This window comes from Embleya sp. NPDC055664, assembly GCF_053618075.1.
Genome location: NZ_JBSHGZ010000003.1, coordinates 71929 through 84660, shown reverse-complemented (window position 1 = coordinate 84660; position 12732 = coordinate 71929). Strand labels below are relative to the sequence as shown.

At 73.4% G+C, this 12732-nt stretch carries 12 protein-coding genes; 8 read left to right on the top strand and 4 right to left on the bottom strand.

The window, feature by feature from the left end:
- Window positions 1–26 precede the first annotated feature (26 nt).
- Together aroB and ACWGR4_RS06105 are read left to right on the top strand one after the other, a co-directional pair.
- Window positions 27–1217, top strand: a complete 1191-nt coding sequence (gene aroB / locus ACWGR4_RS06110; RefSeq protein ID WP_452133031.1) for a 3-dehydroquinate synthase — start codon at window positions 27–29, stop codon at window positions 1215–1217.
- Complete coding sequence (locus ACWGR4_RS06105; protein ID WP_380001186.1) at window positions 1210–2112, top strand: carbohydrate kinase family protein; 903 nt, start codon at window positions 1210–1212, stop codon at window positions 2110–2112. The genes aroB and ACWGR4_RS06105 overlap by 8 nt, the downstream gene beginning before the upstream one ends.
- Here the strand turns inward: ACWGR4_RS06105 and ACWGR4_RS06100 are convergent.
- The 3 genes from ACWGR4_RS06100 to ACWGR4_RS06090 are packed head-to-tail and all read right to left on the bottom strand — an operon-like array spanning window position 2078 to window position 5177.
- Window positions 2078–3187: a sugar phosphate nucleotidyltransferase gene (locus tag ACWGR4_RS06100; protein ID WP_452133032.1), complete on the bottom strand. Its 1110-nt coding sequence runs from the start codon at window positions 3185–3187 to the stop codon at window positions 2078–2080. The two genes, ACWGR4_RS06105 and ACWGR4_RS06100, sit on opposite strands and share 35 nt — an antisense overlap.
- Entirely contained in the window at window positions 3184–4227 is a 1044-nt protein-coding gene (locus tag ACWGR4_RS06095) for a sugar phosphate isomerase/epimerase family protein (RefSeq protein WP_452133033.1), read from the bottom strand. The genes ACWGR4_RS06100 and ACWGR4_RS06095 overlap by 4 nt, the downstream gene beginning before the upstream one ends.
- 35 nt (window positions 4228–4262) lie before the next feature.
- Window positions 4263–5177, bottom strand: coding sequence for a BadF/BadG/BcrA/BcrD ATPase family protein (locus ACWGR4_RS06090; protein ID WP_452133034.1), 915 nt, complete (start codon window positions 5175–5177; stop codon window positions 4263–4265).
- Between the two features lie 133 nt (window positions 5178–5310).
- Here ACWGR4_RS06090 and ACWGR4_RS06085 point away from each other — a divergent pair, with 133 nt between their 5' ends.
- The 6 genes from ACWGR4_RS06085 to ACWGR4_RS06060 are packed head-to-tail and all read left to right on the top strand — an operon-like array spanning window position 5311 to window position 11864.
- Window positions 5311–6636 (top strand): MFS transporter, encoded by a 1326-nt coding sequence (locus ACWGR4_RS06085; protein WP_452133035.1) that lies wholly within the window; start codon window positions 5311–5313, stop codon window positions 6634–6636.
- On the top strand, window positions 6633–7661 hold the full coding sequence (locus tag ACWGR4_RS06080) for an SDR family oxidoreductase (RefSeq protein ID WP_452133036.1): 1029 nt from the start codon (window positions 6633–6635) through the stop codon (window positions 7659–7661). Before ACWGR4_RS06085 ends, ACWGR4_RS06080 begins: the two co-directional genes overlap by 4 nt.
- On the top strand, window positions 7661–9097 hold the full coding sequence (locus ACWGR4_RS06075) for a trehalose-6-phosphate synthase (protein WP_380001174.1): 1437 nt from the start codon (window positions 7661–7663) through the stop codon (window positions 9095–9097). Before ACWGR4_RS06080 ends, ACWGR4_RS06075 begins: the two co-directional genes overlap by 1 nt.
- Window positions 9090–10436: an aspartate aminotransferase family protein gene (locus ACWGR4_RS06070; protein ID WP_452133037.1), complete on the top strand. Its 1347-nt coding sequence runs from the start codon at window positions 9090–9092 to the stop codon at window positions 10434–10436. Before ACWGR4_RS06075 ends, ACWGR4_RS06070 begins: the two co-directional genes overlap by 8 nt.
- Entirely contained in the window at window positions 10433–11443 is a 1011-nt protein-coding gene (locus ACWGR4_RS06065; RefSeq protein ID WP_452133038.1) for an alcohol dehydrogenase catalytic domain-containing protein, read from the top strand. Before ACWGR4_RS06070 ends, ACWGR4_RS06065 begins: the two co-directional genes overlap by 4 nt.
- 10 nt (window positions 11444–11453) lie before the next feature.
- Complete coding sequence (locus tag ACWGR4_RS06060; RefSeq protein WP_380001168.1) at window positions 11454–11864, top strand: PPOX class F420-dependent oxidoreductase; 411 nt, start codon at window positions 11454–11456, stop codon at window positions 11862–11864.
- Window positions 11865–11900: 36 nt separating this feature from the next.
- Here the strand turns inward: ACWGR4_RS06060 and ACWGR4_RS06055 are convergent, their stop codons facing one another.
- Entirely contained in the window at window positions 11901–12485 is a 585-nt protein-coding gene (locus tag ACWGR4_RS06055; RefSeq protein ID WP_452133039.1) for a histidine phosphatase family protein, read from the bottom strand.
- Window positions 12486–12732: the final 247 nt, after the last annotated feature.

Sequence of the window (12732 nt, the reverse complement as noted above, 5' to 3'; positions counted from 1 at the left end):
TCGTTGAGCCGCCGGGGTGTGAATATATGACCGAATACGTCCGAGTGTCCGAACAGCTGGCGCTGCCTCGCGGCCGGGTCGATCCGATCATGGCCACCGCTCGGCGGCTCGACACATATCCGGTCCATGTCTGCCTCGACGAGAACACCGCGCTCGCGCGCCTGTGCGCCGAGATCGACGGCCGCCGGGTCGCGCTGGTCACCGACGACACCGTGCTCGCCTTACACGCACGCCGCCTGACCGAACGCCTGATCGCCGCCGGACTCGACGTGGTCGCCACCTCCTTCCCGGCCGGCGAGGCCAGCAAGAGCCTGCGCACCGCGAGCACGCTGCTCGACTGGCTGGCCGAAACCTCGCTGGTCCGCCGGGACATCCTGCTCGCGGTCGGCGGCGGCGTGGTGATGGACACCGTCGGCTGGGTGGCCAGCGCGTACATGCGCGGACTGCCGTACATCAACGTGCCCACCACGCTGCTCGCACACGTGGACGCGGCCCTGGGCGGCAAGGTGGCCATCGACCACCCGTCCGCGAAGAACCTGATCGGCGCCTTCTACCAACCCCGCGCGGTGGTCTCCAACGTCGGCTACCTGAGCACCCAGGACGATCGTGGACTGCGCGCCGGACTGGCCGAGGCGATCAAGACCGGGATCATCGCCTCACCCGAGTTGTTCGAACTGATCGAGCACCGGCACGCGGCCGTACTGGCCACCGAACCCGGGACCACCGCCGCCCTCGTGCATGCATCCAGCGTGCTCAAGTGCCGCCTGATCGCCCGCGATCCGTACGAACGCGACCTGTGCCGGCCGCTGAACTTCGGACACACCATCGGACACGCGGTGGAGACCGCGACCGGCTACGGCCCGGTCCTGCACGGCGAGGCGGTCGCGTTCGGGATGGCCTGCGCGGCGCGCATCGCCGAACGTCGAGGGCTGCTCGCCCCGGCCCTGCTCGCCCGGGTGACCGCACTCCTCGACCGGGTGCGACTGCCCACCACGCTCGCCGCGTTGCCCGCGCCGCTCGATCCGGCGACCACCGTCGAGGCGCTGGGGCAGATCCGCAAGATCCGGGACGGCCGGCTGCGTTTCGTACTGCCCACCGCGCTCGGCGAGACCGTGATCACCGACGACGTCACCGACGAGGAGATCCACGCCGCGCTCGTGGTCTCCACCGGATCCGAGGCCACCCTGGCGCGCACCCACGGAGGTACCGATGGCTGAACCCGCCGGGCTGGATGTGTTCGTGGTCGGCGGGGTCGGCGTGGACGTGATCGTACGGGTGCCGGAACTTCCCTTGCCGATAAGCGACTTCAAGGTGCCGCCGATCCGCAGCTATGTCGCGCACACCGGCAACGGGGTGGCCCTGGGCTGTCGGGCGTTGGGACTGCGCACGCACCTCGCCGCCGTGCTCGGCGAGGACCCGGAGGCGGACTTCGTGCTCGCGCACTACGCGCGACACGGCCTGTCCTTCGCGCATGCCACCGACCCGGCCGGCACCCCACGCAGCGTGAACCTGGTCGGCCCGGACGGCGAACGACTCTCGCTGCACGACAGCCGGCTGCCGAAGGACCTGGTGGTCGACCCCGATCTGTACCGCCCCGCGCTGGCCCGGACCCGGCACGCGCACGTGTCGATCGGCGGCTGGTCGAGGGCCGCGCTGGCGGAGGCGGTCGAGGCGGGCGTGTCCACCTCGACCGACCTGCACGGCTGGGACGGGAAGGACCCCGGCCGGGCCGACTTCGCCTACGGCGCCGAACTGGTGTTCACCTCCACGAACCGGCTCGGCGACCGGGTCGAGGAGGCCGCGCGGGACCTGCTCGCCCGGGGCCGGGCGAAGATCGTGATCGCGATGGCGGGCGGTCGGGGCAGCTATCTGGTGGTGCCGGACCGGCCGCTGTGGCACGTACCGGCGCTGCCCATGCGGGCCGACGAGGTGGTGGACACCAACGGGGCCGGGGACAGCTACGTCTCCGGATTCCTGTACGCCTACCTCGCCGGCCGCGACTGGGCCGCGTGCGCCGCCGCGGGCACCCATGCGGGGGCGCACGCGGTCCGCACGGCCGGTACGCACACGTCGTTCATCACGGCGGAAGAGCTGGATCGTGCGGTGTCCTGACCGGCGGGGTCGGGGTCAGGACACCGCTCGGGGTGACGATGGCATCGCGGACCGTATTGCCGGCGGCGACCGTGGCGCCCGGCAGCACCACCGAGCACAGTACGGTCGCGCCCGGTTCGAGGTGACAGCCCGGGTGGAGCACACTGCCCTCGACCCGCGTCCCCGGTGGTATCCCGGTGCCCAGCAGACTCCCGTCGGCGTACCTGGGGAACCCCTCCCCCAGGCCCGCGAGGGTGCGCGGCAGCAGGTCGGCGGGGATCGGGTGCGGCCGGTCGAGCAGCCGCAACTGCTCGTCCCGGTAACGCTCGACGGTCCCGATGTCGGCCCAGTGGTCGGCCACCCGATATGCCGTCACCCGGTCGCCCCTGGCGATCATCGCGGGCAGTACGTCGCGGCTGATGTCGTGTTGCCAACCCGCCTCGCCACGCGCCGCCAGCACCGCCAACACCTCGCGCAGCGCGGCGATCCGGAACACGCAGAACGCGGTGAACACCAGGTCGGAGGTCGGCCGCACGGGCTTCTCGACCAGGGCTCGGACCCGGCCGTCGGGATCGGTCTCGACCATGCCGAACAGGTGCACCCAGCGGCGCTCGATGCGCTGTACGCCGATCGTGCAGTCGGCGTCGGCGGCACGATGCGCGGCCAGCATCGGCGCATAGTCGAACACGTAGACGTGGTCCGCGTGTTGGATCAGCAGATCACGCGCGCCGGGGGCGAACAGGTATTCCGCGTTGGCCAGCAAAGCGTCGGCGGTGCCGCGTTCGGCGGGCCGGGCGGGCAGGATCGCGCCGGGGCCGGATCGGGCCAGGGCGTCGTGCGGGCCGAAGTGCAGCCGGGTGCCCGGGTGTTCGTCCCAGTGCGCGATCAGGTGCCGGACCAGGTCGGACTCGCGGTGCTGGGAGAGCAGGACCAGCTCGGGCAGGCCGGAACGGATCGCGTTGGCCACGCTGAAGTCGACCAGGCGGCAGCTCGCGGCGTACGGAACGAGCGGTTTGCAGACGGTCGCGGTGAGCGGGCCCATACGCTCGCCCAGGCCGCCCGCGAGCAGGCCGCCGCGTACTCCATCGAGCGTCACCAGGTCCGCCCCGGGGCGACGCCGGCGGGGATCAGCGTGCGCAGCAGCGCCAGCGAATTGGCGATGCCCTGCTCCGTCGGCAGTAGGGCGTCCTCGTGTTCCACGTAGATCACTCCCCGGTAGTCGTCGTCGAGCAGCGCGGCCACGATGGCCGGCCAGGGCAGGGCGCCGGCGCCGAGGGCACGGAACCGGATCGCCGGGCCCGGGCCGTAGCGCGACCAGCCCGCGCCGCGCGGCGGTTCGGTGTCGGCCCAGCGCTGGAGGTCCTTGGCATGCACGGCGGCCAGTCGCCGGCCCCAGCCGCGGACACAGGCCACCGGGTCGTATCCGACGGCGGCGAGGTTGGCGGGGTCCACGCACAGATGCACCGCGCTCGCGGCGGAGAGCAACGCCCGCGTACTGGCCGGATCGTACGCGACCTGCTTGGGATGCGGCTCGATCACCACGCGTACGCCCAGCATGTCCGCCAGTTCCAGCACCGGGCGCGCGGCGTGCACCCATGCGTCCACGTTGTCCTGCCAACTCACCTCGCTGCCCGACCAGGACAACCAGCGGGCCAGATCGGGCACGCCCAGCATCAGCCGCACCTGCGGCGCGCCCACCCCGGCGGCGAACCGCACCGTCCCGAGCGCGGCGCGCACCCCGAACGCCCGCTTGGCCTCGGCGCTGCCGACCAACACCGCGTCGGTGTGCGGCCCGTGCGGGCCCAGTACGAGCTGGGTGTCCCGGCTGTTGCTCACACACCCGACCTCGACGCCGGCCGCGGCGCACCGCTCCCGCACGTCGCGCTGATGGCGCGGATCCTCGAGGCGAGCCGCGTCCACGAGCGCGAAGGCGCGGTCGACCGGCAGGTCGACGACGTCCACCCCGACGTCCCGGGCCACCGCCAACGCCCCCGCCGGTCCGAACGGCGCCAGCGCGGCGAGACAGATTCCGAGCCGAATGGGCGCGGTGGAGGGGGCGGCTCGGGCCGTGGGCGCGGCGGTTCGGGCCGGTGGGGTGGGGTTTTGGTGCTCGGCTCCGGTGGGGTTTCGGGTCATCGGCGGTCCCCCTCGTTCGGTTGCGTCTCGCTTCCTCACAGGTGGCGGATGTGTGCCCAACCCTTGGGCGGCGAACCCTCGTTCGCCCGCAGGGCGGCGTACACCGCGTCCACCGGATCGGCGATCACGGTCGGCGATTCGGCCGCGCCGAGTTCGGTGACCACGCGCCGGCTCAGCTCGGCCGCGTACGGCGGACACCCCCGGAACACGCCGCCGTTGAGCACGACGCGCCAGGTGCCGCTCAGGCCCGCCGCGTCCCGGGCCGCGCGGACCCCGTCGACCAGATCGTCGAGGCCGGCCCGCACCACCTCGCCCGCGACCGCGTCGCCCGCCTGCCACGCCGCGCACACCTCGGGCGCCAACGCGGCCACCGCGCTCTTGGGAAACGGCTCCGCGGCCAGCCGGCGGGCCAGTTCGCGCGGACCCCGGGCGGCGAACAGCGTGGTCGGCCGCCCGCGCCCGTCCGCGCTGCGTACGGCGGCCCGCAATCCGGCCGCGCCGAGCGCGTACGCGCTGCCCTCGTCGCTGCCCAGATACTCGCAGCCCCCGATCACCACCGGCGGCCCCGCGTCCGGCCCGGAGCCCGCCACGCAGGCCGACCCGGTCCCGGCCACCACGACCACCCCACGTCCGGCCGTCGGCGGCGCGAGCAGCAGCGGCGGTACGTCCCCGGAGACCACCAACCGCCCCACCAGGCCCTGTTCGCGCGCCAGCACCGCCAACCGATCGATCTCCGTCGGCGCGGTGTCCATGGTGATCGTGGCGCTCGCGAACCAGCCCAGCGCGGGTGCCCCGGCCAGGTCCGCGGCGATCTCGGCCAGCAGCCGCGCCAGCGTCGCCTCGGCCGCCGCGCCCGCCGACGCGGGATTCACCGACTCCCGGGTGTACCGCGCGTCGCCCACCCTGGCCGTGGTGCGTGTGCCGCCGGCGTCGATCGCCCAGTACTCCACCGTCGAAAGCCTCCGCAGTCCGTCGAAATCGCCCGCCGCCGATCACGCTATCGGTGCGGAAGGCCGGCTCGGGGTAGTGGTGGAGAGATACGGTGGGCGACACTCTCGGTCACCTGTGACGGACGGAGTGTGCATGCGATACGGCGGCGGTGTGCTCGGTCTGCTTGCCCCGGCGACGAGTTGGGGACTGTTCTGGGGTGGTTGGGCCGCGCTGCTGCCCACCCTCCAGGACGAACTCGGGTTGGACGACGGGAGTCTGGGCTTGGCGCTGTTCGCGGTCCCGGTCGCGGCGGTGCCCGCGATGTTGCTGACCGGGCCGCTCGCGCGGCGGCTCGGCCCGCGTACGTTGCCCCTGGTCACCCTCGGGTTCGCGCTCGGCACGCTCGCCGTCGCGGTGGCCGGGTCGCGCTGGACGTTCGCCGCGGCGCTGTTGCTGATCGGCGCGACGAGCGGGGCGATCGAGGTGGCGCTCAACGCCACCACCGCCGCGCGCGAGGCGCTGACCGGCGAGCGGCTGTTCCACCGGGTCCAGGCGGCCACCCCGCTCGCGATGGTCCTGGCCGCCCCGGCGGTCGGTCTCGCGCTGCACGCGGGAGTGTCGGCGCGGGCGATCCTGGTGACGATCGCCGTTCTGGTCGCGCTGAGCGCGGCGGCGGCGATCGACCGCCGGCGATGGCAGGAGGAAGCGGCCGGACCACCCGGATCGGAGCGCGCCGAGCGGGCGAACGGCCGTCTCCTGATCGCCCTTTCGGTGGTCGGTGCGGTCGGCGGCACGGCGCTGCTGATGGAGAACACCGTCGAGCAGTGGGGCGCGATCCACCTCACCGACAACCTCGGCACCGGCCCGTTCCTCGCCTCGTGCGGCCCGGCGGTCTACATGGCGGGCCTGTCCGCCGGCCGTATGCTCGCCCAGTGGCGCGGCGAACGGGTCGGCGACGCCCCGCTGATCGTCGTCGGCGGCGCGCTCGGCGGCCTGGGCCTGGCGCTCGCGGCGGCGGCCTGGTCCACGCCGACCACCCTCGCCGGCTTCGCGCTCGCCGGCGTCGGCCTGGCACCGGTGTTGCCCACGCTGCTCGCCGCGACCGGGCGCGCGGTCGCCCCGAGCCGGCGCCCGCAGGCGATCTCGCTGGTGACCACCGTGTCCTACGCCGGCTTCCTCGGCGCCCCGCCGCTGGTCGGCACCCTGGCGGGTCGGCTGGGCCTGGGTACGGTCCTCGGCATCGTGGCGCTGTGCGGGGTGGTGGTGATGGTGGGCGCGCGGTCGTTGCGACTGCTGCCCGCCGAGACCGGCCCGGGTACGTCCGGCCCGGACGGCGATCCCGATGATCCCGACGATCCGGGCGGCTCCGGCCGCACCACCGACGGTGACCGCTCCACCGAGGGTGACCGTCGCGAAGGTGATCGTTCCGACCCGCCGCACCACCCACGTCCGCCGCACCGGAAGGGAGTCGCCCGATGACCCGGGTCCTGCTGTTCGGATCGGGGTACATAGCCGGCCACGTCGGCGCCCGGTTGACCCGCCTCGGCCACGGCGTCGTGCTCGGTTCGCGGCGCCGCCCCCGCACCCCGGAGACCCGGGGACTGCGCTGGCTTCCGGTGGACGTGGCCGATGCGCGCGAGGTGCGCACGGTGGTCGACGCGGTCCGTCCCGACGCGGTGGTGGCCGCGCACGGGCCCTCGGACATCACCCGGTGTGAGGCCGATCCGGCGGGCGCGGCCGCGGTACACGTCGCCGGGGCCCGACACGTGGTGGCGGCGCTGGCCGGGCGGGCCGCGCGGATGGTGCTGATCTCCACGGACAACGTCTTCCCGGGCCACGCGGACAGTTGCGCCGAGTCCGCGCCGACCTCGCCCGCCAACGCCTACGGGCGGGCCAAGCTCGCCGCCGAGGCCGCCTATCTGGCCGGCGGCGACGCGCTCGTGTTGCGGGTCAGCCTGGTGTACGGCTGGGACCGGGCCGGACTGCGGCCGAACTTCTTCACCACGTGCGCCGAACGGCTCGGCGCGGGCGCGCCCGTGGCGGTGCCGGACGAGCACTGGAACACCCCGGTGTTGATCGACGACGTCGCAGCCTGGACCGCCGCGCTGCTCGACTCGCCGCACACGGGCGTGGTGCATCTGGGCGGACCGCGGCGGCTGTCCCGGGTGCAGTGGGCCCGGCACATCGCGGCGGTGCACGGCGTGGACCCGGCGCTGGTGACCGCCGTACCGCAGCGGGACACCGGGTACGCCTGCCGCCCGCGCAACGCGTGTCTGCACAGCGAACGCGCCGCGCATCTACCCGAATTGCGCGGCCTGGCCCCGGTCGACGTGTTCGCGGCCGACGCGGCGCTGATCGCGGCCGTGGTCGGGCCGACGGGCTCGATCGGGCCCTCCGGATCCCCCGGTTCGGCCGCCGACCCCAGCACCCTTGCGCCGCGCGCCGCCCTCGACGCGTCGGCCGCTCTCGACGCTTCAGCCGCTCTCGGAAGGGACCAGCCCTGATGGACCGTCATCTGTTCCTGGCCAGCAAGCGTGCCGCGGTCAGCTTCGCTCCCGATCCGGTGACCGGCGCGCTGCGTCCCTGGCTCGCGCCCGGTGGCACCGGCAACGTGGTCGCCGAACAGGCGGGCGTGCTCGACGTGACCTGGATCGCCAGCGCGGACACCGACGACGATCATCGGGCGGCCCGGGAGAACCCGAACGGCCTGAATCTGCGCCTGCGTTCGGGCCGCGACATCCGGGTCCGACTGCTGCGGCACGACCGGGAGACCTTCGACGTCGTGCAGAACTTCATGACCGCGCAGTTGATGTGGGCCGCGAACAACTACGGCTGGGACCGGTGGACCACGCCGACCTTCGGCGCCGAGACCTATACCGCCCTGGAACGATTCACCGAGTTCACCGAGGACTTCGCCGGTGCCCTGCTCGCCGACTCGGCCGACGTCGCCGATCCGGTGTACCTGGTGCACGACTACCAACTCGTCGGTGTACCGGCCCGGTTGCGCGCGGTGCGGGCGAACGCGCCGATCCTGCTGTTCGTGCACATCCCCTGGCCCTCGCCCGACTACTGGCGGATCCTGCCCCGCGCGCTGCGGGTGGGCCTGCTCGAAGGCATGTTGCCGGCGACCACGATCGGCTTCTTCGCCGAGCGGTGGTGCCGCAACTTCCTGGACTGCGTGGCGGATCTGATACCCGACGCCGACGTGGACCGCAACGCGGGCGTGATCCGATGGCGCGGCCGGCGCACGGGGGTGCGCACCATGCCGCTCGGCTACAGTCCGCGTGCGCTCGACGCGGACCATCCGCGCCTGCCGGCGGGGATCGCGGAGTGGGTGGGCGACGCGCCCCTGGTGGTGCACAGCGGCCGGACCGACCCGATGAAGAACGCCGAACGCGCCGTCCGGGCCTTCGTGGCCGCCCATCGCCGCGAGCCCGCGGTGCGGTCCTCCCGGATGCTGGTCCGGATGAATCCGAACCGGCTCTACGTCGAGGCGAACGCCGACTACGTCCGGCGCGTGGAGTACACGATCGCCGAGGCGAACGCCGAACTTGGCCCGGACACCGTGCGGTTGCACTGCGACAACGAGGTGGAGCACACCATCGGCTGCTTCCGCCGAGCCGACGCGCTGATCTTCAACTCGACGGTGGACGGCCAGAATCTGAGCACCTTCGAGGCGCCGCTGGTCAACGAGCGCGACGCGGACGTGATCCTGTCCGAGATGTGCGGCGCGGCGGAGATCCTGGGCCCGGTGTGCCGCACGATCAACCCGTTCGACCTGGTCGAGCAGGCCGACGCGCTGATCGGCGCGCTGACCGCGTCCCCCGCCGAACGGGCGGCGGCGGCCGAGCGGCGGCGCAAGGTGGCCGAGCCGTGGACGCTGGAAGCCTGGGTCCGCACCCAGTTGGAGCGGCTCGACGCGGACCACCGCGATGACTGAGTCGGCCGAGGAGCGCGCCGCCGCGACCGCCCGGGTCGCGCAATACCGGCTGGGCGAGGCGCAGTTGGTGCGCGGCGAGGGCATCCGCTCGTGGGACGCGAGCGGCCGGGAATACCTGGACTGCGTGTCCGGGACGTTCAATCTGATCCTGGGCCACCACCATCCCGAGGTGATGGCCGCCGTCCGGGCGCAGACCGAGGAACTGGTCTTCGCCTCCTCGTCGTTTCGCACCGAGTCCACCGACCGCCTGATGCGCGACCTGGCCGCACTGGCCCCGGCCGGTCTGACCCGGGTGAACCTGCGCAGCAGCGGCGGCTCGACCGCCAACGAGGGCGCGATCCGGATCGCCCAGCACCACACCGGCCGGCGTGACGTGATCGTGCCGTTCCGGGGCCATGTCGGCCAGACCATCGCCGCCGCCGCGTACAACGGCAGCAGTCGGATGCGGGCACCGTTCCAGATGCCGCCGCTCGGCGCGGTACACGTGCCCGACGCCTACTGCTTCCGTTGCTTCTACCGGCAGACCCCGGACACTTGCGGCATGTTGTGCGTGAGCCGGATCGAGGACTTCATCACGTACGCCAGTTCGGGCAGCGTGGCGTGTGTCCTGATCGAGCCGATCAGCGGAATGGGCGGCAACATCGTGCCTCCGCCGGACTACTTCCCGGCCCTGCGGGCCCTGTGCGACGAGCACGGGATCGTATTGATCTTCGACGAGATCCAGACCGCGTTCGGCCGCACCGGGCAGATGTTCGCGGCCGATCTGTTCGGCGTGGTGCCGCACATGATGACCGTCTCGAAGGGGTTGACCGGCAGCGGACTGCCGCTCGCGGCCATCCTGACGGAGGAGCGTATGGCCGACTGGGATCGCTCGCTGCACGGCTTCACCTACGGTGGCCACAACCTGGCCGCCGCGGCGGCGGTCAAGACACTGGAGATCGTCCGGCGTCCGGGTTTCCTGGAAAACGTACGCCGGACCGGCGCGATCCTGACCGAACGGCTGGGTGCTCTGCGGCGGGATCATGCGATGCTCGGCGACGTACGCGGGCCCGGATTGATGCTCGGCCTCGAACTGGTGCGCCCGGACGGGGGCAAGGCCCCGGAACTCGCCCACGCGTTCCAGCGCGCGCTGCACGCACGGGGTGTACTGACCCGGGTCTCCGAGCACGGGCTGGGCAATGTCATCGAACTGCGTCCGCCGCTGATCCTGACCCCCGCGGAGGCGCACCTGATCGCCGACCGGTTCGGCGAGGCACTGGCGGTGGTGGCCGCCGAAGCGGTCGGGCGGACCACACCCGCGTCCCGCGTCGGCACCGCTCGCCCGGATCGGGCGGGATGAGGGTCGAGTTGGGCCCGCACGGCCCGCACCTGCGGCTCGGCCGACCACACCCGCCGGTGGGCGAGCACCGGGTGCGGATCCGGGTCGAGTTGGCCGGTCTGTGCCGCTCCGACCTCAAGGAGGTGGCCCGCGAGCGGCACGGTCCCAGTCAGTTCGGCCACGAACTGGTCGGCGTGGTCGCCGAGTCCACCCTGCCCGAGGTGCTGCCGGTCGGTGCCCGGGTGGGCCTCGATCCCAATGTGCCGCTCGCGCGCACCAGCGGCTTCGCGACCGAGATGTACGCGGCCGGCCCGGCCGACCGGCTGACCGCCGCGCTACCCCGAATCCCGACCGAACTCTCCGACCGGCAGGCGGTCTTCGCCGAACCGCTGGCCTGCGCCGAGCACTGCGTCGCGGCCCTGGTCGGGCACACCGGCATCCCCCTGCTCGGTCGGCGCATGGTGGTGTTCGGCGCGGGCGCGGCCGGTCTGTGGATCGCCCGCCTCGCCGAACTCGCGGGCGCCGACGTCACGTTGGCCAATCGCAGCGCCGACCGCAGCGAATTCCTGAGGGCGCGCGGCTTCGAGGTGCGGCCGAGCGTGGGTCTGCCGTCGTCGGCCTTCGCGCTCGCCGTGATCGCCACCAGCTTCGTGCGCCCGGAGATTCTGGCCGCGGCCCTGCGCACGCTGGTTCCCGACGGTCTGGTCCTGCTCTACGGCGGCACCGCCCCGGGCGACCGACTCCCGGACCTGGCCTGCGATCTGGACCGGGTTCGGCGCCGCGAGCAGGCGGTGCGCACCACCTGGGCGGGCCGGCCGGTCACCGTGGCCGGCAGCTACGGCACCGGCCGCGCCGACTTCGCCGCCGCGCTGGCGGTGTTGCCGAAGCTGCCCGTCGAGCGCCTGGTGACCGCGGAGATCACCCTCGCCGAACTCCCGGCCGTACTGCGCGACCAGGTGAGTGGTCGGCCGCTGGGCAAGACGCTGATCCGACCGCGAGCCGCGACCGCTCCCCCGCACGCGACGTAGGATCCGGGACATGACGATCTCTCTGGGTGATTCCGCCCGCAAGCTCCTCGACGCGGCGCACCCGGCCGTGCTGGCCACCGTGAACCGGGACGGCAGCCCGCAGACCTCCGTGGTGTGGGTCGGTCGCGACGGCGACGACGTCCTCGTGTCCACCCAGGCCGGCCGGCTCAAGGACCGCAACCTGCGCCGCGAACCGCGCGCGAGCCTGACCATCTACGACCCCGCCGACTCCGAGGTCTACGTCGAGATACGCGGCACCACCACGATCACCGAGGACGTCGGCCGCCGGCTCGCGGTCGAGTTGGCCGAGAAGTACGAGGGCCCGGGCGCCGGCGACGAATATCTGAACCTCCCGCCGGAGTCGGTGCGCGTGGTCGTGCGGCTGACCCCGACCCGGATCACCGGCACCGCGACCGACTGAGCACCGCTCCACGAACGGGTCGGCCCCGCGCGGGGTTCACGCCCGGTCCGGCACGCCGAAGCCGCGCAGGGCCCAGCGCGGGCCGTTGCGGGTGAGGTCGACCCGGGCCAGCGGGCCGGCGTCCAGGTGCCAGAACACGCTCACGGGGGCCCGCAGCGCGTGTACCGCGACGGCGCGCGCGACGGTCGGGTGGGTCACCGCGATCACCCGCGCGTGCTCCGCCGCCCGGCCCAGCTCGTCCAGCCAGCTCCCGGCCCGCGCCGACACCGAGGCCAGGGACTCACCGCCGTGCGGGGCCGCGTCCGGATCGGCCAACCACGCGGCCACGCCCGCCGGATCCGCGGCCAGCATCTCGTCGAACGTGCGGCCCGCCCAATCGCCGTGGTCGCAGTCGCGCAGCGCCGGCTCGACGCGTACCCCGACCAGGTCGAGCGCGGCGGCGGTCTCGGCGCAGCGCAACTCCGGCCCACGCAGCGCCCGCGGCGCGCGTCCGCTCGGCGGCCGGGCCTGCTCCCGGGCCGCCGCCAGGCCGGCCGCGGTCGGCGGCTCGTCCAGCGGGAAGGCCGCGCGTGCGGTGGCCGCGGTCGCGGCATGGCACACCAAGGTGACCCGTGTACTCATATCCGTGTACTCACCCCAGTCCGCCCGGTTCAAGACTTGCACAAGTCTGCCCTCCGGAGCCCCGCGCCCGTTGACCCGCTCGCGCGGCGACCCCTAGATTCCGATCGACCTCGCGTCGCGACGAGGAAGCCGGTGAGACCCCGGCACGGACGCGCCACTGTGATCGAGCCGTCGACCCGCGCAAAGCGGGGTTCCGGCGGCCGTGAGTCAGACCCTCCCGCGACGCATCCCGCACACGGGCGCGTTG

What these genes read in the sequence shown, in the direction of transcription:
- ACWGR4_RS06085 (WP_452133035.1), top strand. Translation starts at nt 5,311, where the DNA reads ATGCGATACGGCGGCGGTGTGCTCGGTCTGCTTGCCCCGGCGACGAGT.
- aroB (WP_452133031.1), top strand. Translation starts at nt 27, where the DNA reads ATGACCGAATACGTCCGAGTGTCCGAACAGCTGGCGCTGCCTCGCGGC.
- ACWGR4_RS06095 (WP_452133033.1), bottom strand. Translation starts at nt 4,227, where the DNA reads ATGACCCGAAACCCCACCGGAGCCGAGCACCAAAACCCCACCCCACCG.
- ACWGR4_RS06080 (WP_452133036.1), top strand. Translation starts at nt 6,633, where the DNA reads ATGACCCGGGTCCTGCTGTTCGGATCGGGGTACATAGCCGGCCACGTC.
- ACWGR4_RS06055 (WP_452133039.1), bottom strand. Translation starts at nt 12,485, where the DNA reads ATGAGTACACGGGTCACCTTGGTGTGCCATGCCGCGACCGCGGCCACC.
- ACWGR4_RS06070 (WP_452133037.1), top strand. Translation starts at nt 9,090, where the DNA reads ATGACTGAGTCGGCCGAGGAGCGCGCCGCCGCGACCGCCCGGGTCGCG.
- ACWGR4_RS06065 (WP_452133038.1), top strand. Translation starts at nt 10,433, where the DNA reads ATGAGGGTCGAGTTGGGCCCGCACGGCCCGCACCTGCGGCTCGGCCGA.
- ACWGR4_RS06060 (WP_380001168.1), top strand. Translation starts at nt 11,454, where the DNA reads ATGACGATCTCTCTGGGTGATTCCGCCCGCAAGCTCCTCGACGCGGCG.
- ACWGR4_RS06105 (WP_380001186.1), top strand. Translation starts at nt 1,210, where the DNA reads ATGGCTGAACCCGCCGGGCTGGATGTGTTCGTGGTCGGCGGGGTCGGC.
- ACWGR4_RS06075 (WP_380001174.1), top strand. Translation starts at nt 7,661, where the DNA reads ATGGACCGTCATCTGTTCCTGGCCAGCAAGCGTGCCGCGGTCAGCTTC.